This is a genomic window from Pantoea sp. S18 (genome assembly GCF_045689705.1).
GTDB lineage: Bacteria > Pseudomonadota > Gammaproteobacteria > Enterobacterales > Enterobacteriaceae > Pantoea > Pantoea symbiotica.
In genome coordinates this window covers 366,210-385,947 of record NZ_CP142689.1, presented here as the reverse complement: position 1 = coordinate 385,947, position 19,738 = coordinate 366,210, and the positions used below count along the sequence as shown (strand labels likewise).

General features: G+C 56.2%; 17 protein-coding genes. 12 read left to right on the top strand and 5 right to left on the bottom strand.

Annotation, left to right across the window (positions count from 1 at the left end; translation table 11 throughout):
- Positions 1 to 5 precede the first annotated feature (5 nt).
- The gene (locus VIJ98_RS21640; RefSeq protein ID WP_008107474.1) at positions 6 to 302 is read right to left on the bottom strand and encodes a YicS family protein; all 297 of its coding nucleotides are present in this window, start codon (positions 300 to 302) and stop codon (positions 6 to 8) included.
- 511 nt (positions 303 to 813) lie between these two features.
- On the opposite strand from VIJ98_RS21640, the gene VIJ98_RS21635 reads away from it, so the two are divergent.
- From VIJ98_RS21635 to VIJ98_RS21615, 5 genes are all read left to right on the top strand, one after another.
- Positions 814 to 1,917: a GGDEF domain-containing protein gene (locus VIJ98_RS21635; protein ID WP_008107477.1), complete on the top strand. Its 1,104-nt coding sequence runs from the start codon at positions 814 to 816 to the stop codon at positions 1,915 to 1,917.
- A gap of 256 nt (positions 1,918 to 2,173) precedes the next feature.
- Positions 2,174 to 3,667, top strand: a complete 1,494-nt coding sequence (locus tag VIJ98_RS21630; protein ID WP_323271439.1) for a cytosine permease — start codon at positions 2,174 to 2,176, stop codon at positions 3,665 to 3,667.
- Positions 3,667 to 5,370, top strand: a complete 1,704-nt coding sequence (locus tag VIJ98_RS21625) for a nitrilase-related carbon-nitrogen hydrolase (RefSeq protein ID WP_323271438.1) — start codon at positions 3,667 to 3,669, stop codon at positions 5,368 to 5,370. Before VIJ98_RS21630 ends, VIJ98_RS21625 begins: the two co-directional genes overlap by 1 nt.
- An 88-nt stretch (positions 5,371 to 5,458) precedes the next feature.
- Positions 5,459 to 6,610, top strand: a complete 1,152-nt coding sequence (locus VIJ98_RS21620) for a transporter substrate-binding domain-containing protein (RefSeq protein WP_323271437.1) — start codon at positions 5,459 to 5,461, stop codon at positions 6,608 to 6,610.
- Positions 6,607 to 7,230: an ANTAR domain-containing protein gene (locus VIJ98_RS21615; protein ID WP_323271436.1), complete on the top strand. Its 624-nt coding sequence runs from the start codon at positions 6,607 to 6,609 to the stop codon at positions 7,228 to 7,230. The genes VIJ98_RS21620 and VIJ98_RS21615 overlap by 4 nt, the downstream gene beginning before the upstream one ends.
- A gap of 24 nt (positions 7,231 to 7,254) precedes the next feature.
- Here VIJ98_RS21615 and VIJ98_RS21610 read toward each other — a convergent pair whose 3' ends face one another.
- Complete coding sequence (locus VIJ98_RS21610; protein ID WP_061719494.1) at positions 7,255 to 8,169, bottom strand: LysR family transcriptional regulator; 915 nt, start codon at positions 8,167 to 8,169, stop codon at positions 7,255 to 7,257.
- 97 nt (positions 8,170 to 8,266) lie between these two features.
- Here VIJ98_RS21610 and VIJ98_RS21605 point away from each other — a divergent pair, with 97 nt between their 5' ends.
- Positions 8,267 to 9,130 carry an aldo/keto reductase family oxidoreductase gene (locus VIJ98_RS21605; protein WP_323271435.1) on the top strand — a complete coding sequence of 288 codons (864 nt, stop codon included), beginning with the start codon at positions 8,267 to 8,269 and terminating at the stop codon, positions 9,128 to 9,130.
- Positions 9,131 to 9,209: 79 nt separating this feature from the next.
- Here the strand turns inward: VIJ98_RS21605 and VIJ98_RS21600 are convergent, their stop codons facing one another.
- Complete coding sequence (locus tag VIJ98_RS21600; RefSeq protein WP_323271434.1) at positions 9,210 to 10,694, bottom strand: PLP-dependent aminotransferase family protein; 1,485 nt, start codon at positions 10,692 to 10,694, stop codon at positions 9,210 to 9,212.
- A 109-nt stretch (positions 10,695 to 10,803) separates the two neighbouring features.
- Between VIJ98_RS21600 and gabT the strand changes: the two genes are divergently transcribed.
- Together gabT and gabP are read left to right on the top strand one after the other, a co-directional pair.
- Positions 10,804 to 12,066 (top strand): 4-aminobutyrate--2-oxoglutarate transaminase, encoded by a 1,263-nt coding sequence (gene gabT, locus VIJ98_RS21595; RefSeq protein WP_323271433.1) that lies wholly within the window; start codon positions 10,804 to 10,806, stop codon positions 12,064 to 12,066.
- Positions 12,067 to 12,160: 94 nt separating this feature from the next.
- Entirely contained in the window at positions 12,161 to 13,555 is a 1,395-nt protein-coding gene (gabP, locus tag VIJ98_RS21590; protein ID WP_154157158.1) for a GABA permease, read from the top strand.
- A 32-nt stretch (positions 13,556 to 13,587) separates the two neighbouring features.
- Here gabP and VIJ98_RS21585 read toward each other — a convergent pair whose 3' ends face one another.
- Positions 13,588 to 13,914, bottom strand: coding sequence for a hypothetical protein (locus VIJ98_RS21585; protein WP_323271432.1), 327 nt, complete (start codon positions 13,912 to 13,914; stop codon positions 13,588 to 13,590).
- Positions 13,915 to 14,079: 165 nt separating this feature from the next.
- On the opposite strand from VIJ98_RS21585, the gene VIJ98_RS21580 reads away from it, so the two are divergent.
- Positions 14,080 to 15,414, top strand: coding sequence for a glycoside hydrolase family 10 protein (locus VIJ98_RS21580; protein WP_323271799.1), 1,335 nt, complete (start codon positions 14,080 to 14,082; stop codon positions 15,412 to 15,414).
- Between the two features lie 664 nt (positions 15,415 to 16,078).
- On the opposite strand, the gene VIJ98_RS21575 is transcribed toward VIJ98_RS21580, so the two are convergent.
- A complete protein-coding gene (locus VIJ98_RS21575) occupies positions 16,079 to 16,999 on the bottom strand; it encodes a LysR family transcriptional regulator (RefSeq protein ID WP_008109635.1) in 921 nt (306 codons plus the stop codon).
- Positions 17,000 to 17,142: 143 nt separating this feature from the next.
- On the opposite strand from VIJ98_RS21575, the gene VIJ98_RS21570 reads away from it, so the two are divergent.
- Genes VIJ98_RS21570 through VIJ98_RS21560 form a run of 3 tightly spaced genes read left to right on the top strand, consistent with a single transcriptional unit; the run spans position 17,143 to position 19,731 of the window.
- Positions 17,143 to 18,090, top strand: coding sequence for a PDR/VanB family oxidoreductase (locus VIJ98_RS21570; RefSeq protein ID WP_323271431.1), 948 nt, complete (start codon positions 17,143 to 17,145; stop codon positions 18,088 to 18,090).
- Positions 18,087 to 19,286: an amidohydrolase family protein gene (locus VIJ98_RS21565; protein ID WP_323271430.1), complete on the top strand. Its 1,200-nt coding sequence runs from the start codon at positions 18,087 to 18,089 to the stop codon at positions 19,284 to 19,286. The genes VIJ98_RS21570 and VIJ98_RS21565 overlap by 4 nt, the downstream gene beginning before the upstream one ends.
- Positions 19,276 to 19,731 (top strand): RidA family protein, encoded by a 456-nt coding sequence (locus tag VIJ98_RS21560; RefSeq protein ID WP_061719502.1) that lies wholly within the window; start codon positions 19,276 to 19,278, stop codon positions 19,729 to 19,731. The genes VIJ98_RS21565 and VIJ98_RS21560 overlap by 11 nt, the downstream gene beginning before the upstream one ends.
- Positions 19,732 to 19,738: the final 7 nt, after the last annotated feature.

The following is a 19,738-nucleotide window of genomic DNA, read 5'->3' as shown; positions in this document are numbered from 1 at the left end:
GCGCCCTATTTGATTTCTGGACAACGCACGCTAGCAATCGCATGCGAATAACCGGGTTTATCCTTTTTATCAAAGGCTTTTGCCGCCAATAAAATCGGTGAGTGGTTATTTTTTTCGCTGAGAAATAGGTTGCGAATCTTTTCGTCGGGTATGTGGTTATCGATATGACAATGTGCGCGCAAGCTTTGAATAATCTGCTGTTGTTTCAACGCAAAGGCAAGATCGTCATAGGGTGAAGCTGCATTCGTTGCGTTGCAAATAAGTAATAGCGCACCACAAGCGATGGCCCATTTTTGGCACATATCATCCCCTCCAGAGGTTGGTCAGATTTCATTCGCCCTGTGTCTATAAACCGACAAAATGTGTCGGAAGCAAAAAAAATACAGCGAACTTTATGGCCAGCATGGTGAAATGGCATGAGTTGAATAAACATTTCGCTTTAAACAGTAGTTAACGCCTTAAACTTCACAAGCTTAAAGATATGGACGAACGTGCAATTTATTAATTTTTTGATTGGCTTCAAACTTTAGCTTTTCCTGCTACCAGATCAAATGAACCCATCTATCCTTATGATTAATAGTGAAATAACTATTATTTTCCACACACAAAACCTATCCAAAATGAAACTTTATATGAAATAATAAAATTACGTTGGAACTGAAAAATCTTTGTCTTTAGGATTATCCTTACCAGACGTTTGATAAAATCCCGATTGAAAAGAAAACTCTATCCGACAACTGGATTTGCGTTTTTCTTTAACCATGCTAAGCGCGTCGTAACTATCTGAAACATCTTCTCTTTTGAGGTTTTCACATGCTGATTATGGATGCAGGAAAAGTGAACAAAGATGTCATTCTCACCCGGACAGGCTGTATTTGGTTTCTTTGGCTCAATATCGCTTATTCACTTTACTTGTGTTTGCGCTATTTTTTCTATGATGATTTGGTGCCATCTCTGCCACCTATTTTTATTTTAAGTTTGTTGCTAATGCTGTTTTCTTGCTGGAATCTGCTACTCACCAGTCAATTGATTAAACAGCAACTTTATCTGACTCGTGCCGTATTGATGTTGTGTGCAGTTATTTATGGCGTGATTTGGGCGTTAATTTTGCATCAATTATATCGCGCCACACATGACATCGAGTGGGTGATGGTGATCTCCTTATTGGTGCTGTTTCCAGCTGTCATTGCCTTTCATCTTTCACTTAACGTGATTGCAGCCTTTGTACTGCCGATAATATTGACACTGTTTATCAACATTGCCGTGTTAAATCCTCTACATGTTCTCTTCCACCTGGTTGCTTATACGCTAGCCCTTGGTGTGGTGCTTTCCTGTCGAAACGTGATGATGGAATGGGTTCGTAAAGCCGAAGCCAGTGAACAGCAAAACGCACGGTTAATTCAAAAACTGACCCGCCTTGCCGATCACGATCCGCTTACCGGCTTAGCAAATAAACGCTATTTGCGCGAATACTTTCACGCGCGGACTGCGCAAATTGCCGCAGAATCGCAGGTTTATCTCATCATGATCGATGTTGACCATTTCAAACGCTATAACGATGTGTATGGCCATCTCAAAGGTGATGAATGTCTGGTAAAAGTGGCCCGCTGCATCAGCGATTCGGTAAGAAATGAAAGCGATCTTGCCGTGCGTTTCGGCGGTGAAGAGTTTGCCGTCTTGCTGCTCAATGCCACGCCAGAGATCGCATCACAAGTGTGCGAACGAATTAAAACCACGCTGGAAAAGCGCGCTATTCCTCATGAGAGTTCTGATACCGCTGAATGGGTAACGCTCAGTCAGGGCGCAGCTCGCTGGCAGCCAGGGATGTCACTCGATAGCCTGATTACCGCAGCCGATCAGCAGCTGTATTGGTCGAAGAATCACGGTAGAAACCAATTCTCGTTTTATTCCTCTTGAAAGCCTCATGGCGGTGCACGCTGCACCGCGCTAATGCAACGCCATCCTTGTAGACGGCAAAAAGCCTGCTTTTGCCGCGGTTTGTAACCTGGCACGCAGCTTGCTTGCTACTGATTACCGCATCCTGCACAGCAGGAACAGGCGCTGTAGTCTGGTAAGCGGTTTGTGGCTGCATGTCACTCCAATACATCGAATTCAGGCGAAGAAGCCCCACCGGCAATGCTGTCGGCGGGGCTTTTTTATTTGGAGTAAAACTATGAGCAAGTTGAAAACGTGGTTTCAGGGACCGCAGGACATTACCGAAGCGGAAGCGGTAGAAGATTACGCCGTGGGTCGTGTGCCCACCCATTATCGCTGGCCGATCCCCGCCATCATTCTGGTGCTGCTGGGCAACTCGACGGCGATGTTCTGGTTCAGCCTGGGCGCGGATATGAGTTATCAGGTCGGCTGGCCGCTGCTGCTGTTGCCTATTGGCTATATGGTGGTTTTCGCCACGCTGATTGGCTCCTGCATCATGAAGATGGCGAGTAAAGAAGGCTTGTCGCTTAACCTGATGACGCGCGGGCTGGGCTTTGGCTACATGGGATCTGCGTTCACCTCGCTGATCTACGCCATCAACTTTATCTTTTACTTCCTGTTTGAAGGCACCATCGTGTCGCACGCCATCGCTAACTATGCGGGCGTGCCGGTCAACTCGGTGGCGGGCATCGCGATATTTGCCCTGATGGGATTGGCGGCAATCTGGTTTGTCTGGAAAGGCATGTCGTCGATGCAGTTCCTGCAAACCTGGGGCGTGCCGATCTTCATTCTGCTGTTTGGTTTTTGTATTTATCAGCTGACGCATCATTATCCGTCAGTCGGCTTTAGCGGCTGGCAGCCAAAAGGTGAAGTGGATAGCAACGCGCTGTGGCTGGTGATGAACATGGCGAACGGGCAGATTGTATTTCAGGGCTTGATGGCGACCGATTATGGCCGCTTCGCGCGCCCCAATATCAGTCACAAAGGCACCGCTACCATTATGCTCGGCATGCTGTTGCCGATTGTGGTGGTGATGCTGTTCGGTGCCTTTATGGCCTACACGCTGATGCCGCACATTGCGGGCGCGGACGTCTGGTCGCTGGCGCTCGATCCTGGTTTTGTCTTCCCATTGATCATCGGCCTTACCGGCGTATTGTTCGCGGTGATCACGCAAATTCGCATCAACGTCCTGAACCTCTATTCCGGCTCGATTGCGCTGTCTAACACCATGGATATGGCGTTCAACTATCGTCCAGGCCGCCAATGGTGGATGCTGCTGGTATGGCTGCTCGGCGTGGTGTTCTACGTCTGCAATATTCTGCAGTACACCGGCACTTTCTTATCGATTACCGGCATTCTCACCAATACCTGGGTCTTCATCATCCTTGCCGACTACTTCGTGTGCCGCAAAGTGCTGCATCTCGCGCCGTCGGATTTCGTCGAGTTCCGCAAAGAGTATCTGCGGATGTGGAACCCTTCTGGCGTGATTGCGCTGTGCGTGGCGGTCGCCCTTGGTGCGGCGGGCGTGTTGGGTGCGTATCCGATGGTCTACGCCTCGTTTATCGCCATGCTGGTGGGTCCGGTACTGCACGTTGCAATTAGCGCCGCGACGCGAGGCCGCTACTACTTCAAAACCTTTCCGCAAGATATGCAGACCAGCTGGAAACCGTCAGACGCCTATCAAGGCCCGAAACCGGCTTTTAACCCGCAGCTGAGCAAGGAGGCTGAATAATGAGCATCAAAGTCGCTACCATCCAGTTTGAACCGACGCTGTTTCGCAAAGAAGAGAACGTCGCCCGCCTGCTGACACTTGCCACCGAAGCCGCACGCGACGGCGCGCGCCTGATTGTGATGCCGGAGATGGCCACCACCGGCTATTGCTGGCAGGATCGCGCCGAAGTCGCGCCCTTTGTGGAAACCGCCGATGGCCCAACCAGCCAGGCCTTTGCCGCGCTGGCGCGCGAGTTCAACTGTTATTTGGTGTTTGGCATGCCGGAACGTGACGCGGTCACCGATATCTACTACAACAGCGCACTGTTAGTCGGCCCGCAAGGGCTGCTTGGCGTGCATCGCAAAACGCATCCTTATATCTCGGAGCCTAAATGGGCGGCCAATGGCGATGTTGGTCATCAGGTGTTTAACACTGAGATCGGCAATATCGCCCTGCTGATTTGTATGGATATTCACTTTATAGAAACCGCGCGATTGGCTGCGATGGGCGGCGCGCAGATTATCTGCCACATCAGCAACTGGCTGGCTGAACGCACGCCCGCGCCTTATTGGCTGACGCGCGGCTGGGAAAATGGCTGCGCGTTAATCGAAAGTAATCGTTGGGGTTGGGAGCGCGGCGTGCAGTTCAGCGGCGGCAGTTGTATCGCCGATAGCCAGGGCCAGCTGCTGGCAAGCTGTGACAGCGGCGATCAGGTACTGAGCGCGGAACTGACGTTGCCGCTGGACAATCCTGCGCTGAAAAAGCGCCGCCCCGAGCTGTATCAACGCCTGATGACCAACACCTTTATGTGGAATCCGCAGGACTTCTTTGGCTTGTATGGCGCCGACCCGCTGCCGCCCGCCAAAGATTCAAACATCGCCGTGGCGCAGTTCCGTCCAGAGAACGATGTGAATGCCAATCTGCAGCAAATTCGCGATTGGGCCGGGCAGGCTAAGGCGCTTAGCGTGGAATTGCTGGTGCTGCCAGAACGCGCGTTGACCGGTTATGCCGGTAAAATGAACGCGTTGACGCTGGATGATGCACCGATTCAGGCGGTGATCAGGCTGGCGATGGAACTGGATATCGCGCTGTTAGTGGGTTTTGCCGAGCGCGACGGCTCGCATTTCTATAACAGTTGTTTGCTGGCGAGCAGCGCCGGAATGAGTGCGCATTATCGCCAGATTCACCTCAGCGAAGCTGACCAGCAATGGGCCAGCGCCGGGGATAAATGGGTGACGTGCGATCTGCCCTGCGGGCGCATCGGTTTGCTGCTGGGAGAGGATCTGCTGGTGCCGGAAGCGGCGCGCATTCTGGCGCTAGAAGGATGCGATATCATCGCCTGCCCGTCAGCGCTGCATACGCCTGCGCCGCTGGCGCATCAAGGCACCGCCATCCAACATGTCTGGCCGATTCCACGCGGTGCCGATCCGTTTCACTGGCTACTGCCGCGCGTGCGTGCCGGAGAAAATAATGTCTGGCTGGCGTTTGCCAACTGGCCTGAAGCGTCCGGTGAAAGTTTTGGCATCAGCGGCGTGTTTGGCCCGGATACATTTGCCTTTCCACGTCAGGAGAGCAAAGTGCTGAGCAACAACGGGTTGGCGCAACTGGCCATCACCACCGGCTCGCCAGATACAACTTATCCGAATCATGTAGTAAGACGTAAAGATCTGGTGCTGATGCGTCAGCCACATTTTTATGTCCCGTTAGTGGCGCGCTCTAATTAAACCAGGTGCGCATAAATGCGCACCCTACGAAAACCTGTAGGGTCGCCATTCATGGCGACCGTTTCACCAATTTCCCACGGAGTCATTTATGCCCACATCACCCAGCAAGAACGTCATCCCGGTTGGCATTCTCTATTCGGTTTCCGGCGATTACGCGGTGATTGGCCGTGAAATGCTCAACGGCATTCTGTTGGCGATTGAGGAGATCAACGCCAACCCAAACTATGACTTTACCCTGGCGCCAGTGGTGCGCGATCCCGGCGGTTCGCTGGACAAATACCACGAATATTGCCACGACCTGCTGCATCGCCACGGCGTGCGCCATCTGATCGGCTGTTACACCTCGGCGGCGCGCAAAACTATCCTGCCGTTGGTGGAAGCGGCCAACGCCCTGTTGTGGCATCCGGCGCGCTATGAGGGTTTCGAGAGCAGCAACAGCGTGATTTATCTCGGTGCCACGCCCAACCAGCATGTGATTCCTCTGCTGCGCTGGCTGCTGCAGGAGCACGATGCCGAGATTTACCACGTTGGTTCCAATTACGTGTGGTCGTGGGAGATGGATCGCATCACGCGTGAAGCGGTGACGGCAGCCGGCGGCAGCGTGGTGGAAAGCAAACTGCTGCCGCTCGGTGAAGAAGATGTCAGTGAGCTGATCGGCGATATCATCGCGCGGCGACCAAAAGTGATACTCAATACCATGGTCGGCAAAAGTGCCTACAGCTTTTACCGCGCATGGTATCAGGCCAGCCAACATCAGCCGTGGCTCAATCAGCCACTGAAACTGAGCTTGACGCTGTGCGAACCCGAAGTGCAGTTAATTGGCGCTGCGGTGCTGGAAGGTTATCTGGTTTCTGCCAGCTGGTTCCAGTCCATCGACAACGTCGCCAACCGCGATTTTTTGCGCTGCTATCGTCAGCGTTTTGGCGATCAGGTTTCGCCGTCCGTCGATAGCCAAAGCGCGTGGTTGGCGGGCCATTTGCTGGCGCGTGCGATTGCGCGGCATGGCAACGCCGAAGTCGACGGCGTGCGCCAGGCGGTGTTACTGGATGAGATGGATTCGCCCGCCGGACCAATTCGCATCGATGCCGACAACAATCACAGCTGGCTGACGCCGCATCTGGCGCGCTGCCATGCGGGCAAGCTGGAAAGTTTCTGGCAGGCCGACGCGCCGGTGAAGCCCGATCCCTGGCTGGCATGGACAGACCTCGACCATCTCGGCAAAGGTGGAGAAAACGCATGAGTCGAAAAAACGTGCAGATGCGCGGACTGAAGGTGTGCGTGATTGGCTGCTCAGAGCGCGATAATCAGCACCTGGCGCAGCAGTTTACGCGCATGGGCATTCTGGGTGAATTTTGTGCTGAGTTTCCCAACAAAAGCACCTTGGCGCAGCAGCAGTTGCTGGTGTTTGATGGCGACAATCCGGCGCTGTTTCATCCGACGCATAAATTGCCGTGGCCCGCGCTGCCGAAGGTGGTGCTCACCGCAATGGAAACGCCATCGCGCATGCAGTGGATCACCGAGCAAAAGATTGACAGCTACATGCGCAAGCCGGTGCGCTTTGATGGCGTGATGACCGCTTTTACCCTCGCGCTCGACAGCGCGGCGCGTATCAATCAGCTTGAAGCCCAATTGAAGCGTCAGGAAGAGCGCCTGCGCGCGCGCAAGTTTCTGTTTTCCGCTCAGCTACGCGTGATGCGCGAATTGCAGCTGGAGGAAGATGATGCCTACAACCTGCTGCGCCGCGCCGCGATGGCGCAGCATATGACGATTGAAAATCTGAGCTGTGAGCTGTTGAGCGATAGCCAGCCGTGGCTGAATCTGTTGAAAGCCGTTGCAGCTATCCCGCCAGCGTCAAATTGAATCCGGTCACCATAAATGGCGACCCTACATGACAGCGTGCGCATTCAACTCACGCACATAATCCAGAAACGCCTGCAGCGGTGCCGGAATCAACCGGCGATCGTTGTAATAGAGCCACAGGCCGGAGAAGCTTTGCCACCAATCCGGCAGAATCGGTTGCAGACTGCCATCACTCAGCGGCGTTTTGATCCAATCCTCGAAAAGATAAACCACGCCGCAGCCAGCGATCGCCGCTTCTACCGTGAGATCCATCGCCGCGCCGATACTGCAAATCAGTGGCCCCTTCGGCTGCAAGCGCACGGTTTCCTCGCCACAGGTGAATTCCCATTCGGCAATCACGCCCGTCGCATAGCGTCCGTGTAAACAGCGATGCTGTACCAGGTCACGCGGATGCTGCGGCGTACCGAACTGCGCCAGATACGCGGGAGACGCCGCCAACGCAAAGCGCTGGGTGCGCGGACCAATCGGCAGCGCCACCATATCCTGCTCCAGATGATCATCGTAACGAATGCCGGCATCACAGCTATCGCGGAACACATCCTGCACATTACTTTCCGCTACCACTTCCAGCTGGATATCGGGATAGCGCTGTAGAAATCCCGGCACAATCGCCGGTAACACGATGCGCGCGGCACTCACCGGCACGTTTAAGCGCAAGGTGCCGCCCGGCGTATCGCGGAACGTATTCAGCGCATCCAGCGCCGCATCCACTTCATTCATCGCCGGAAGCAGGCGCGACATCAGCGCCCTGCCGGCTTCGGTTAACGCCACGGTGCGCGTGGTGCGATTAAACAGCCGCACGCCGAGCTGCTCTTCGGCGCGCCGCACCGCATCACTCAGGCGCGACGGATTACTGCCGGTGATGCGCGCCGCCTCACGAAAACCACCCGCTTTTGCCACCGCCACCACCGCGTGCAGCAACGCGATATCCAATGCCATTGTTCGCCACCTCGTACAGTGTGTCGCGATTTGTACGGATAGTTGCACAGCACATTGACGATTACAATCTAACCACACACTGACGAAGGAGCTTTCCATGTCTCATCCAGCATTGACTTACACCCTTGGCGATCGCCAGGTTGCACGACTCGGTTACGGTGCCATGCAGTTAGCCGGTCCCGGCGTGTTTGGTCCGCCAAAAGACGAAGCGCGCGCTTTGCAGGTGCTGCGGGATGCCGTCGCCGCAGGCGTAAATCACATTGATACCAGCGATTTCTATGGTCCGCACATCACTAATCAGCTGATCAAGAAAGCGTTACACCCTTACGCCGACGATCTGGTGATCGTCACCAAACTGGGCGCGCGCCGCGACGAGAAAGGCGGTTGGTTACCGGCGTTTACGCCGGAAGCGCTGACGCAAGCGGTGGAGGATAATCTGCGCAATCTTGGGCTTGATGTGATGGAAGTGGTGAATCTGCGGTCGATGTTGGACGTGCATGGACCGAAAGAAGGTTCGCTGGAGCCGCAGGTTGAAGCGATGATTAAGCTGAAAGAGCGCGGGCTAATTCGTCATATTGGTCTGAGCAACGTTACCGCCAAACAGGTGGCCGATGCCCAGGCGATGACGCCGATCGCCTGCGTGCAGAACCTCTACAATCTGGCCAATCGCCAGGATGAGGCGCTGCTCGACCAGTTGGCAGCACAAGGCATTCCTTACGTGCCGTTCTTCCCGCTCGGCGGCTTTTCACCGCTACAATCGGATCAGCTGAGCGAGGTGGCAAATGAACTGAGCGCTACACCGTTGCAGGTGGCGCTGGCCTGGCTGCTGCAGCGTTCGCCTAATATTTTGCTGATTCCGGGCACCTCATCGCCGGAGCACCTGAAGCAGAACCTGGCGAGTGCTGAGGTGAGACTTACGCCTGAAATTGTGCAGCGTTTGAATGGTATTGGTCAGCCATAAGTTGACCAGGTCGCCATAAATGGCGCCCCTACGAAGACGATGTGGCCGTTGTAGGGTCGCCATTTATGGCGACCTCCTTTCAAATAATCCCCATCTCCGCCAAACACCCTTTCAACGTGCCAAACGCATCCTGACACTGCCGCTCATCGACGCAGGCAAAACCCAGCAGCAAGCCGCGCCGCTCCTGCGGATGCATATAATATTGCGACAACGGCCGCACCTTCACGCCGCGCCGCAGCGCCAGCGCGGCGACTGCCACATCATCGCAGCCGGTTGGCAAATTCATCACCAGATGCAATCCCGCCTCGTGATTCACCACCGGCAAAAAAGCAGCCCCCAAATAACGCTCAATCAGGCTAACCATAAAGCGTCGCCGCTGGCTGTAGAGCTTGCGCATGCGGCGAATATGCGACATGTAATGCCCTTTCTGAATGAACTCCGCCAGCGCGCGCTGCACCAGCAGATGACCGCCGCGATACAGTTCCGCCGCCGCCACGCGCAGCGGCTGCGCCAGCGCTTTTGGTACCACCAAATAACCGAGGCGCAGTGCTGGATAGAGCGTCTTGCTAAAAGTGCCCATGTAGATCACTGGCGCATCCGGCTCAAAGCCTTGCAGAGACGGAAACGGCTGACCGGAGAAGCGAAACTCGCTGTCGTAATCATCTTCCACCAGCCAGGTTTTGTGTTTGCGCGCCAGATCGAGCAGTTGCTTGCGGCGTTCCAGGCTAAGATGCACGCCCAGCGGATATTGGTGTGACGGTGTCACGAAAATCATTTTCGGTGCGCGACTGCGCGGCGGCAAATCGGGAATTAATCCCTGCTCATCCACCGCAATGGCATTGATTTTCAGACCGTTAATGCGCAGCAGATTACGCGTCCCCCAATAACCTGGCTCTTCGATCCACACCTGATCGCCAGGATCGCATAGCACGCGTGAAACCAAATCCACCGCCTGATGAATACCTTCGGTGATGATGATTTGATCGGCATCGGCGCGCACCGAACGCGCCACGCTGAGGTACTCCGCCAGCGCGGCGCGCAGCTGCGGGCAGCCACCGTTGCTGCTGTAGATCAGCCGTTCGATATCCGGTTCACGGTTCAAACGCGCCTGAATCTGGCTGAAGAGTTTATGCGGAAACTGTGTGACATCCGGCGCGCCAGGCACAAAAGCGCCCCACTGATACGGCGACGCATTGGCATGGCCGAGCAGCGACGCACCGCGTTTAGAAATCGCCGCCGGTTTCGCAGTTAACGGTTCGACAGTTGCCACATTGCGTGGCGTGTTCAGCGATCCTTCCGGTAAGTTTTCTGCAATCCAGGTGCCGCTGCCGGTGCGCGCCGTGACGTAGCCTTGCGCCATCAAATTCTCATACACGTTCAATACCGTATTACGTGACACCGACAGCTCGCGCGCCAAATCACGCGTAGCGGGCAAGCGCGTGGCACGAGGAAAAATACCTTCTGCGATAGCGGCTTGCATACAGCTCAGCAAACGCTGCTGCAATGTTCCTTCCGGCATAAACTGCATGCGCTCTAATACATGATCGGCGTACAAACTTCGCAATTGGCTCCCCTCTTTTCACTGAAAGTGGCTCTGGCAAGATAGCTCAGCGCAGGCATAAATAAGCGTGTTTGTCGTGATTTGTAAAGACGCTTATCGCTAAGGAAAGGTTATGGAAGGTAAAAACAGCCAGTTACAGCAACGTAAAGATGATGCCCTGCCACGCGGCACCGGCAATCTTTGTCAGTGGTATGTAGAGCACGCGGAGAACGCCACGCTACGCGATGGTGAAGGCAACAGCTGGATCGATTTCGCCGGCGGCATCGCGGTGTTAAACACCGGTCACCGCCATCCGCGCATCGTGCAGGCGATTGCCGATCAGTTAGAAAAATTTACCCATACCGCATTCCAGGTGACGCCGTATGAGAGCTACGTGGCGCTGGCTGAACGCCTCAATCGCGTGGTACCGATTACCGGTAAAGCCAAAACCGCCTTCTTCTCTACCGGCGCCGAAGCGGTCGAAAACGCAGTGAAAGTGGCGCGGGCGGCAACGCGCCGTCACGGCATCATCACCTTCGGCAACTCTTTCCACGGTCGAACTTTTATGACCATGGCGATGACCGGCAAAGTGGCACCTTACAAACGCGACTTCGGCCCGATGCCCGCGTCGGTGTGGCACGCGCGCTATCCCAACAGCGTGACCGGCATCAGCGTTGATGATGCGCTGGCCAGCTTGCAGGACATCTTCACTCAGGACATCGCGCCACAGGATGTTGCCGCTATCGTGCTGGAGCCAATTCAGGGCGAAGGTGGATTCCACGTCGCGCCGCCTGAATTCTTTAACCGTCTGCGTGCGCTGGCCGATGAGCACGGCATTCTGCTGATTGCCGATGAAGTGCAAACCGGCTTTGCCCGCACCGGCAAGCTGTTTGCGATGGATCACTATGCAGTGAAACCGGATCTCATCACCATGGCGAAAAGCCTCGCAGGCGGCATGCCGTTATCGGCGGTCAGCGGCCGCGCCGAGATTATGGATGCGCCAGGTCCGGGTGGATTGGGCGGCACTTACGCCGGTAATCCGCTGGCGATTGCCTCTGCGCATGCGGTGCTGGACGTGATCGCCGACGAGAAGCTGTGTGAACGCTCTGCACAACTCGGCGCGCAGTTAACTGACTTCCTGCACAGCGCGCGCAGCCAGTGCTCCTCCATTACCGATATTCGCGGCCTTGGCTCGATGATCGCGGTGGAATTTGCCAGCGCGCAAACCGCGCAAACTATCCAGCAACAGGCGATGGCGCGTGGGTTGTTGCTGCTCACCTGCGGCCCGCTGGGCAACGTCATCCGCTTCCTCTATCCGCTCACCATTCCTGATGCGCAGTTCAGTCAGGCGCTCGACATTCTCAGCAGCGTGCTGAGTCAACACGCCGATTCGTAACACGCTACCCAGCTCGCGCAGCGGGCTGGGCTTCTCACCTGTTGTAACCCGGTTGCGCGTGGCGCGGCCTGAGAGACGCTTTGGAGAAATATTGATGAGTTCACAGAATGCCGATGTACTGGCGCAAGGCCTGAAGCCGCGTCATGTGCGGATGTTATCGATTGGTGGCGTGATTGGTGCCGGATTGTTTGTTGGTTCAGGTCATGCGATCGCCGAAGCCGGTCCGGCGGTATTGCTGGCCTACATCGCTGCGGGCGCGTTGGTGGTGCTGATTATGCGCATGCTGGCTGAAATGGCGGTGGCGTCACCCGATTCCGGCTCCTTCTCCACTTATGCCGACAAATCGCTCGGTCGCTGGGCCGGCTTCACCATCGGCTGGCTGTATTGGTGGTTCTGGGTGTTAGTGATCCCGCTGGAAGCCAACGCCGCTGGCACCATTCTGCATTCGTGGTTTCCGCAGGTTCCAGTGTGGGAATACACGCTGGCGATCACTTCATTTCTGACTATCAGCAACCTGTTCAGCGTGAAGAATTATGGCGAGTTTGAATTCTGGTTCGCCCTGCTGAAAGTGGTGGCGATTGTCGCGTTCCTCTGCGCGGGTAGTTTGGCGGTGTTCGGTTTGATGCCGGGCAGCAGCACGCAAGGAATTTCACATCTCTATGACACAAAAGGCTTTATGCCGAACGGCATCGGCGCAGTGCTGGCGGCGATCCTCACCACCATGTTCTCGTTTATGGGCACCGAGATCGTCACCATTGCCGCCGCCGAATCGCGCGAGCCGAAGAAGCAAATCACTCAGGCGACCAATTCGGTGATCTGGCGCATCGCACTGTTCTATCTGCTGTCGATTTTCATTGTGGTGGCGCTGGTGCCGTGGAATACGCCGTCGCTGATGAAAGCGGGTTCTTACCAGACGGCGATGCAGATGATGAACGTGCCGTACGCTAAGCAGATTGTTGATGTGGTGGTGTTGATTGCGGTGTGTAGCTGCCTCAACTCTGCGCTGTATACCGCATCACGCATGATCTATTCACTGTCACGCCGTGAAGATGCGCCAGCCATCGCGTCGCGCACCACCCGCAGCGGCACGCCGTGGGTAGCGGTGCTGCTTTCTACGGCGGCCGCCTTCCTCGCGGTGATCGCCAACTATCTGGCGCCAAGCGCAGTATTTGAGTTCCTGCTCGCCAGTTCCGGTGCCATTGCGTTGCTGGTGTATCTGGTGATCGCCGCGTCTCATCTGGTGCTGCGCAAAAAGCGCGAAGCGCGCGGCGAAGTCCTCAGCTATCGCATGTGGCTGTTCCCTGGCCTGACATGGGCGACGATGGTGTTCATAGTCGGCGTGTTGATTGCCATGCTGTTTAACCAACAACACCGTCCAGAGATAATCGCCACCGGTCTGTTAACGCTGGGTGTGGTTGCCGCCAGCCGCATTGTGCAGCGCAAACGCGTGGCGCGTAAAAACGAGGAGATGGTGGCGTTACGCTCGTAACGCATTGATTCCGGGCAAGGAAGCCACGGAACTCAGTCGTACTGCACGTCGATGCTGATGGCTTCTTCCAGCACCTTGAGGTTAATCGCGCATTTGCGCCACACCGGCATACCGTTGGTCATGTTGTTATCCACGAAGTACTGCTGAAAATCCTTCAGCGCCTCCGAGAGATCGCCAATCGCGCGCGCATCGGGTTCAAACCAATCCGGTTCACCGTTTTCATCGATGTAATCGAACTGAAACTGCCCGCCGTCATCGTCCGCAAACAGCTCAGCCTGAACGATCAATTCCCGCGCACCTTCGGGGCCACAGCTAAAGATGATCTGGCCGATACGGCGATAAAGGTCTTCGTATTGCATAGGTTTTGGGTTCCTCAATGGTGTTTGGTGGCGGACGCCTGTCGTAGGGTCGCCATTCATGGCGACCTGGAAATGCTCAGCGAACGCGCGATTATATTGACTTTAGTTCGCATGATAAGAGAATGAGGCTCTTCGAACAGAAAGTTGCAAAAAAGGGAGTTTACCATAGCCTGTTCACATCGTTTTCCCTGGGTTAACACCTACAAAAAATCCGCTGCGCTGATTGCCGTTGCTGTCGCCCTCTCTCTTGCCAGTTGCTCCTCGCCGCCACCGAAATCGCTGGTCACGCCGTTGCCGACGGTCACCAAACCGCCGATGCCCACCAAACCTGCGCTGAGCAAAGAGCCGGTGCGCGGCGTGTGGCTGACCACCGTTTCACGCCTCGACTGGCCGCCGATCAATTCAGTCAACGCCAGCCCAGCCAACCGCATCCACCAGCAGCAGCAGGCGTTGACCGATAAGCTGGATAAACTGAAAAGCCTCGGCATCAATACTGTGTTTTTCCAGGTGAAACCGGATGGCACTGCGCTGTGGCGCTCCAGCATCCTGCCGTGGTCAGATATGCTCACCGGCAAAATTGGCGAAGATCCTGGATACGATCCGCTGAAGTTCATGCTGGATGAGGCGCACAAACGCGGCATGAAGGTGCACGCGTGGTTCAACCCTTATCGCGTCTCGACCAACGTCAAACCGTCCACGGTTAACGCACTGAATAATACGCTTGCGCTGCAACCGGCCAGCGTGTTTGTGCTGCATCGCGACTGGATTCGTACCGCCAGCGACCGTTTCGTACTCGATCCCGGCATTCCCGCAGCGCGTGACTGGATCACCAGCATCGTCGCGGAAGTGGTGTCGCACTATCCAATCGACGGCGTGCAATTTGATGACTATTTCTATACCGAAACGCCCGGCTCAACTCTCAACGACAACGCCACGTTCCGCCAGTATGGTCAGGGTTTTGCCTCAAAAGCTGACTGGCGACGCAACAATACGCTGCTGTTGATCGAGCAGGTGTCGCGCACCATCAAGCAGCTGAACCCGAATGTAGAATTTGGCGTCAGCCCAGCGGGCGTGTGGCGCAATCTTTCGCATGATGCGGCAGGTTCTGACACGCGCGGCGCGGCCGCCTATGACGAAGCCTACGCCGATACACGTCGCTGGGTGCAAATGGGTCTGTTGGATTACATCGCGCCGCAGCTTTACTGGCCGTTTGCGCGCCAGGCCGCACGCTACGACGTGTTAGCCAACTGGTGGGCGGACGTAGTGAAGCCGACACATACGCGCCTCTATATCGGTGTCGCGCTGTATAAAATCGGTGAAGCCTCGAAAAGCGAACCGGACTGGACGGTAAATGGCGGCGTGCCCGAGCTGAAAAAGCAGCTCGATCTCAACGAGTCAGTACCGCAAATTAACGGCACCATTTTGTTCCGCGAGAATTACCTTAATCAGCCACAAACTCAGGATGCGGTGAATTATTTGCGCAGCCGTTGGGGCGATTAACATTATCGTAGGGTCGCCATTCATGGCGTAATGCATGTCAGATAAGCAGTGCGCTGACATCGCAGGGATTCCGCCCGCTAAGCATCTGGCAGTTTCAGAATACATGAAGCAGGCGGCCGGGTTAAGGTCCGAAGGCGCGGACCTTAGCAATCCGCGCTTTCGCCGACGTCCTGTCGGCTCATCCTGGCCGTCACTCTGCGCTCGGCGCTGCGGATGGCGCTCAACACCGCCGCCTGTGATAACCGTGCCCGAATTGGTTTTTTCGTAGGGTGCGCATTCATGTGCACCAGGTCGCCATAAATGGCAACCCTACGGAATTTGTAGCGATGGCGAGCCAGGGAAATGCACTACTGCAGCAGCGCGGGTGTTGAGGTGACATCCGAACCCGCTGAACGATTGAGGGATTCCAGGGCGAGCCGCATGGATGCGGCGAGAGGTGGCGCTGAGCAGGAGCGAATCGCCGCCGGTCCGTCAGGAATCGTGAATGAGTGAAGGCACCGCGAAGCGGCGGGTTGGGCTGGCGCAGGGCCCGGGAGTGCAGAGGGCGCGGCCAGGCGCTCTCTGCTCGGTCGCCGCACCAGGGTGCTGCAACTGCCTCAGCACATGGCGAACGAAAGTCGCTCTGTGCTTAACTGATCGGCATTACGCCATTCATGGCGACCATTTACGCCAGCAGCTCCTCACTCTGCATCAGCGCAAAAAACGACTCCAGCTCGCGCAGCATCATGGAAGCCGCGATCGAAAGCTGGCGCTGCGGCGCAACACACAGCGACAGGGTAAATGGCTTCAGCACCGTATCGATCAGCGGGATAAACTTCAGTTCGCCGCGCCGATATTCATCGACGATATCCAGCCAGCACATCAGGCTGATCCCCACGTCATCGCGCACCAGCGAACGCAGCATATGAATGTTATTGGTGCGCGCCACTTCGCTGATCTTAATGCCCGAACTGTTGATCAGCGCTTCCAGCGGATCGGCCAACATCAGCGGCGCGGCGGGCACGATAAACGGCCAGGATTCGCAATGGCTGAAACGGATCGACTCCAGATGGGCCAGCGGATGCTGGCTGCTTACCACAATACCGAGGCGTAAATCGGCAAATGACTTCACCAGCAGCTCGCGCGAACTCTGCGGATTGAGCATGATGCCGAAATCCGCATCGCCCGACGTCAACGCATTGGCGATATGGATATTGCTCATGGTGGTCAGCGTGAAAGAGATGCCGGGATAGTCGCTGCGAATACGCTGCAAGATCGATGAAAAGAAACCGCGATTAATCGCATCGATGGTGGCGATATGCACATGGCCGTGGCGCAGCCCGCGCAGATCATCCAGCTGCGTACAGACGCGGCCAAAATCCCGCTGCCAGTTTTTTGCCGCATTTAGCAGGATCTCACCCGCAGCGGTCATACGTAATCCTGATGGATGGCGCTCGAACAGCGGCATATCCAGCTGTTCCTCAACGCGCAGGATCTGCCGATCGATCGACGACGCCGAGACATGCAGCACCTCAGAAGCCTTGCGCAGCGAACCCTGGCGGGCCACTTCAGTGAAATAGAGCAGAAATCGGGAGAAGGCGAACATAAGGGGTGCTCTCTTTTTTGCAACGCATCATGCGAATTAAACAGATGGACGCTTACACAAGGGCAAAATAATAATCGCTGCCATGATAAAAACAAGGGTTTGCGCGGCCTCGCAGCCGATGACATCCCTGCTTAGGCAGAAAGATGATGAAATCCAACTCTCTCGCCGTCACCGTCATCGCAAAGCAGTTCAACGGTGCAGGCAATGTATTAATGACGCTGGCGAGTGGCAGCGGACAGCCGCTGCCCGCCTTCACGCCCGGCGCGCATATTGATGTGATTATTCCCGACGGCGGTAAACGCCAGTATTCGCTTTGCTCTGCGGCAGCCGATCACTATGAAATCTGCGTGCGTCTGGATCAGCGTTCAACCGGCGGATCGCACTGGCTGCATCAGCAATTAAATGTCGGCGATGATTTAGAGATTTCCGCCCCACGCAACCACTTCCCGCTGCCGCAAGCGTCGCGCACGCTGCTGTTTGCTGCTGGTATCGGTTTGACGCCGCTGTTGGTGATGGCCGAAACGCTGGCGGCTCGTCAGGCCGATTTTACCCTGCACCTTTACCTGAAACGCGCCGACGAGTTGGCTTTCAGCGCACGCCTGAGCAATCTCGGCGCTCGTGTCGTCATTCATTACAGCAGCGAAGGCGACAGCCTGCGCCAGCAGGTGCCCGACGATCTCACTAAGCCAGACAATTCGGCGCTGGTGTTCTGCGGCCCGGTGGGGTTTATGGATCATCTGCAGCAGCTCGCTTTAAAACACGGGTGGACCGCAGCACAGCTGCACAGCGAACGCTTCCAACCCACAACGACGGTGACGGCTGGCGGTGCGTTCGAGGTGGAGATCGCCTCCTCCGGCGCACGCTTTGCCGTGGGTGAGCAACAAACTATCGCTGAAGTGCTTGAGAATGCAGGTCTCGAATTACCGCTTTCCTGCGAGCAAGGCATGTGTGGTTCGTGTATCACCGGCGTATTGGCAGGCGAACCAGATCACCGTGATGACGTGTTAAGTCTGCAAGAGCGCACGGCCAATGATTGCATCGTGTTGTGCTGCTCGCGTGCGCGCTCACCTTTACTGGTGCTGGATCTATGAGCGGCTATCCGGGAGCGACCGGCGCACGTTTACCCCGCTGGCTGCTGCCAGAGAACTGGCCTGAAACAAATAATCAACCGCAGCTGGCGACCTTACATTTCCACGCTGCGGGCCTGCAATTCGAACCCGACAGCGCAGCAGCACCCGCTGATTATCTGCCGCTGAATGGTGCGCTGGTGCTGCCCGCGTTTATCGAGCCGCACGCGCATCTGGATAAAACCTTCACCATCCAGCGCAGCCCGGCGCAACAGCCCGGTTTGCTTGCAGCAATTGCCGCCATGCATCAGGACCGCGCGCAATGGAGTATGGAAGATTTGCAGCAGCGCGCCAGCCAGGCGCTGCGCTGGGCGGTGGAAGCCGGTGTTGGTTTGCTGCGCACCCACATCGACTGGTTCTCCGTCGATGCACCATTAGCGTGGCAAGTGATTGGCGATCTGCACCATCCGCTGTGCAGCATTGAACGTGTCGCCCTCGCGCCACTGACCTTTTTCGCCGATGCCAGCGATGCGCAGCATATCGCCGCGCAGGTCGCGACCAGCGGTCCCGGCGCGCTGTTAGGCGGTTTTATTCACAGCAGCAACTGGGATGCGCAGGCGTTTCAGCATCTGATGCAGGCCGCCGAACTGTGGCAGCTGGATATCGATCTGCATATTGATGAAGAACTTAACGTTGAGGCGCAGGGATTACGCTGGCTGGCGCACTATTTGCAGCAGCATCCGTTTAGCGGCGCGATTACCTGCAGCCACAGCTGCGCGCTGTCGCAGCAGGATGATGCGCAACAGATTCTTGCCGTGCTGGCGCAACACCATGTGACGTTGATTGCGCTGCCGCTCACCAACCTGCTGCTGCAGGATGCAGTGCCTGGCCGCACGCCGCGTCTGCGCGGTTTAACGCTGGTGAAAGAGGCGCAGGCGCTGGGCATTCCGCTGCTGCTTGGCGCTGACAATGTGCAGGACGCGTTCTGCCCGTTTGGCAGTTACGACCCGCTCGATACGCTGTTTAGCGGCTTGCTGAGCCTGCAACTGGGCGCGGCATTTGATGAGGCATCGGCGCTGATCTGCCAACGCCGCGCGCTGCTGGAGAATGATTTTGTGATCTTTCCGCATGCCGATGTGGCGAGCTGGCCGTTGTGTCAACGTCAGCGCTATCGGCTGAAAATGGGTGTGCGTTATGGAGAAACAACAGATGGCGCTTGATGCAGGAGCGGGACAACCGCTGGCGAAATATGCCGCGTGGCGACGCGCGGGCGACTTCATTTTTCTCTCCGGCATTATTCCGGTGAACCCGCAAACCGCCACCATTGTGCGCGGCTACGACGACATTCCCGCAGCGGCGCAACAGCTGCTTGGCCGCACCGGCGAGTTCTCCACCGATATCAAAGAGGGACCGATTCTGGCGCAGAGCTGGTACGTGCTGGAGAGCATCCGCACCACCATCGAAAGCGCCGGCGGCCAGATGAGCGATGTTTTCAAACTGGTGCAGTACTTCCGCAACCTCGACCATTTCCCCCATTACAGCCGGGTGCGTAAGCAATTTTTCCCCGATGCGCCGCCGGTTTCCACCGTGGTGCAGGTCAGCGAAATGCTGCCGAGTCCGGACGTCTTGATTGAAGTTGAAGCCACAGCGTGGTTGCCGCAATAACACGAGG

Bases quoted from the DNA above. Each gene is read 5' to 3' on its own strand.
- VIJ98_RS21640 (WP_008107474.1), bottom strand. From the start codon at position 302: ATGTGCCAAAAATGGGCCATCGCTTGTGGTGCGCTATTACTTATTTGC.
- VIJ98_RS21635 (WP_008107477.1), top strand. From the start codon at position 814: ATGCTGATTATGGATGCAGGAAAAGTGAACAAAGATGTCATTCTCACC.
- VIJ98_RS21630 (WP_323271439.1), top strand. From the start codon at position 2,174: ATGAGCAAGTTGAAAACGTGGTTTCAGGGACCGCAGGACATTACCGAA.
- VIJ98_RS21625 (WP_323271438.1), top strand. From the start codon at position 3,667: ATGAGCATCAAAGTCGCTACCATCCAGTTTGAACCGACGCTGTTTCGC.
- VIJ98_RS21620 (WP_323271437.1), top strand. From the start codon at position 5,459: ATGCCCACATCACCCAGCAAGAACGTCATCCCGGTTGGCATTCTCTAT.
- VIJ98_RS21615 (WP_323271436.1), top strand. From the start codon at position 6,607: ATGAGTCGAAAAAACGTGCAGATGCGCGGACTGAAGGTGTGCGTGATT.
- VIJ98_RS21610 (WP_061719494.1), bottom strand. From the start codon at position 8,169: ATGGCATTGGATATCGCGTTGCTGCACGCGGTGGTGGCGGTGGCAAAA.
- VIJ98_RS21605 (WP_323271435.1), top strand. From the start codon at position 8,267: ATGTCTCATCCAGCATTGACTTACACCCTTGGCGATCGCCAGGTTGCA.
- gabT (WP_323271433.1), top strand. From the start codon at position 10,804: ATGGAAGGTAAAAACAGCCAGTTACAGCAACGTAAAGATGATGCCCTG.
- gabP (WP_154157158.1), top strand. From the start codon at position 12,161: ATGAGTTCACAGAATGCCGATGTACTGGCGCAAGGCCTGAAGCCGCGT.
- VIJ98_RS21585 (WP_323271432.1), bottom strand. From the start codon at position 13,914: ATGCAATACGAAGACCTTTATCGCCGTATCGGCCAGATCATCTTTAGC.
- VIJ98_RS21575 (WP_008109635.1), bottom strand. From the start codon at position 16,999: ATGTTCGCCTTCTCCCGATTTCTGCTCTATTTCACTGAAGTGGCCCGC.
- VIJ98_RS21570 (WP_323271431.1), top strand. From the start codon at position 17,143: ATGATGAAATCCAACTCTCTCGCCGTCACCGTCATCGCAAAGCAGTTC.
- VIJ98_RS21565 (WP_323271430.1), top strand. From the start codon at position 18,087: ATGAGCGGCTATCCGGGAGCGACCGGCGCACGTTTACCCCGCTGGCTG.
- VIJ98_RS21560 (WP_061719502.1), top strand. From the start codon at position 19,276: ATGGCGCTTGATGCAGGAGCGGGACAACCGCTGGCGAAATATGCCGCG.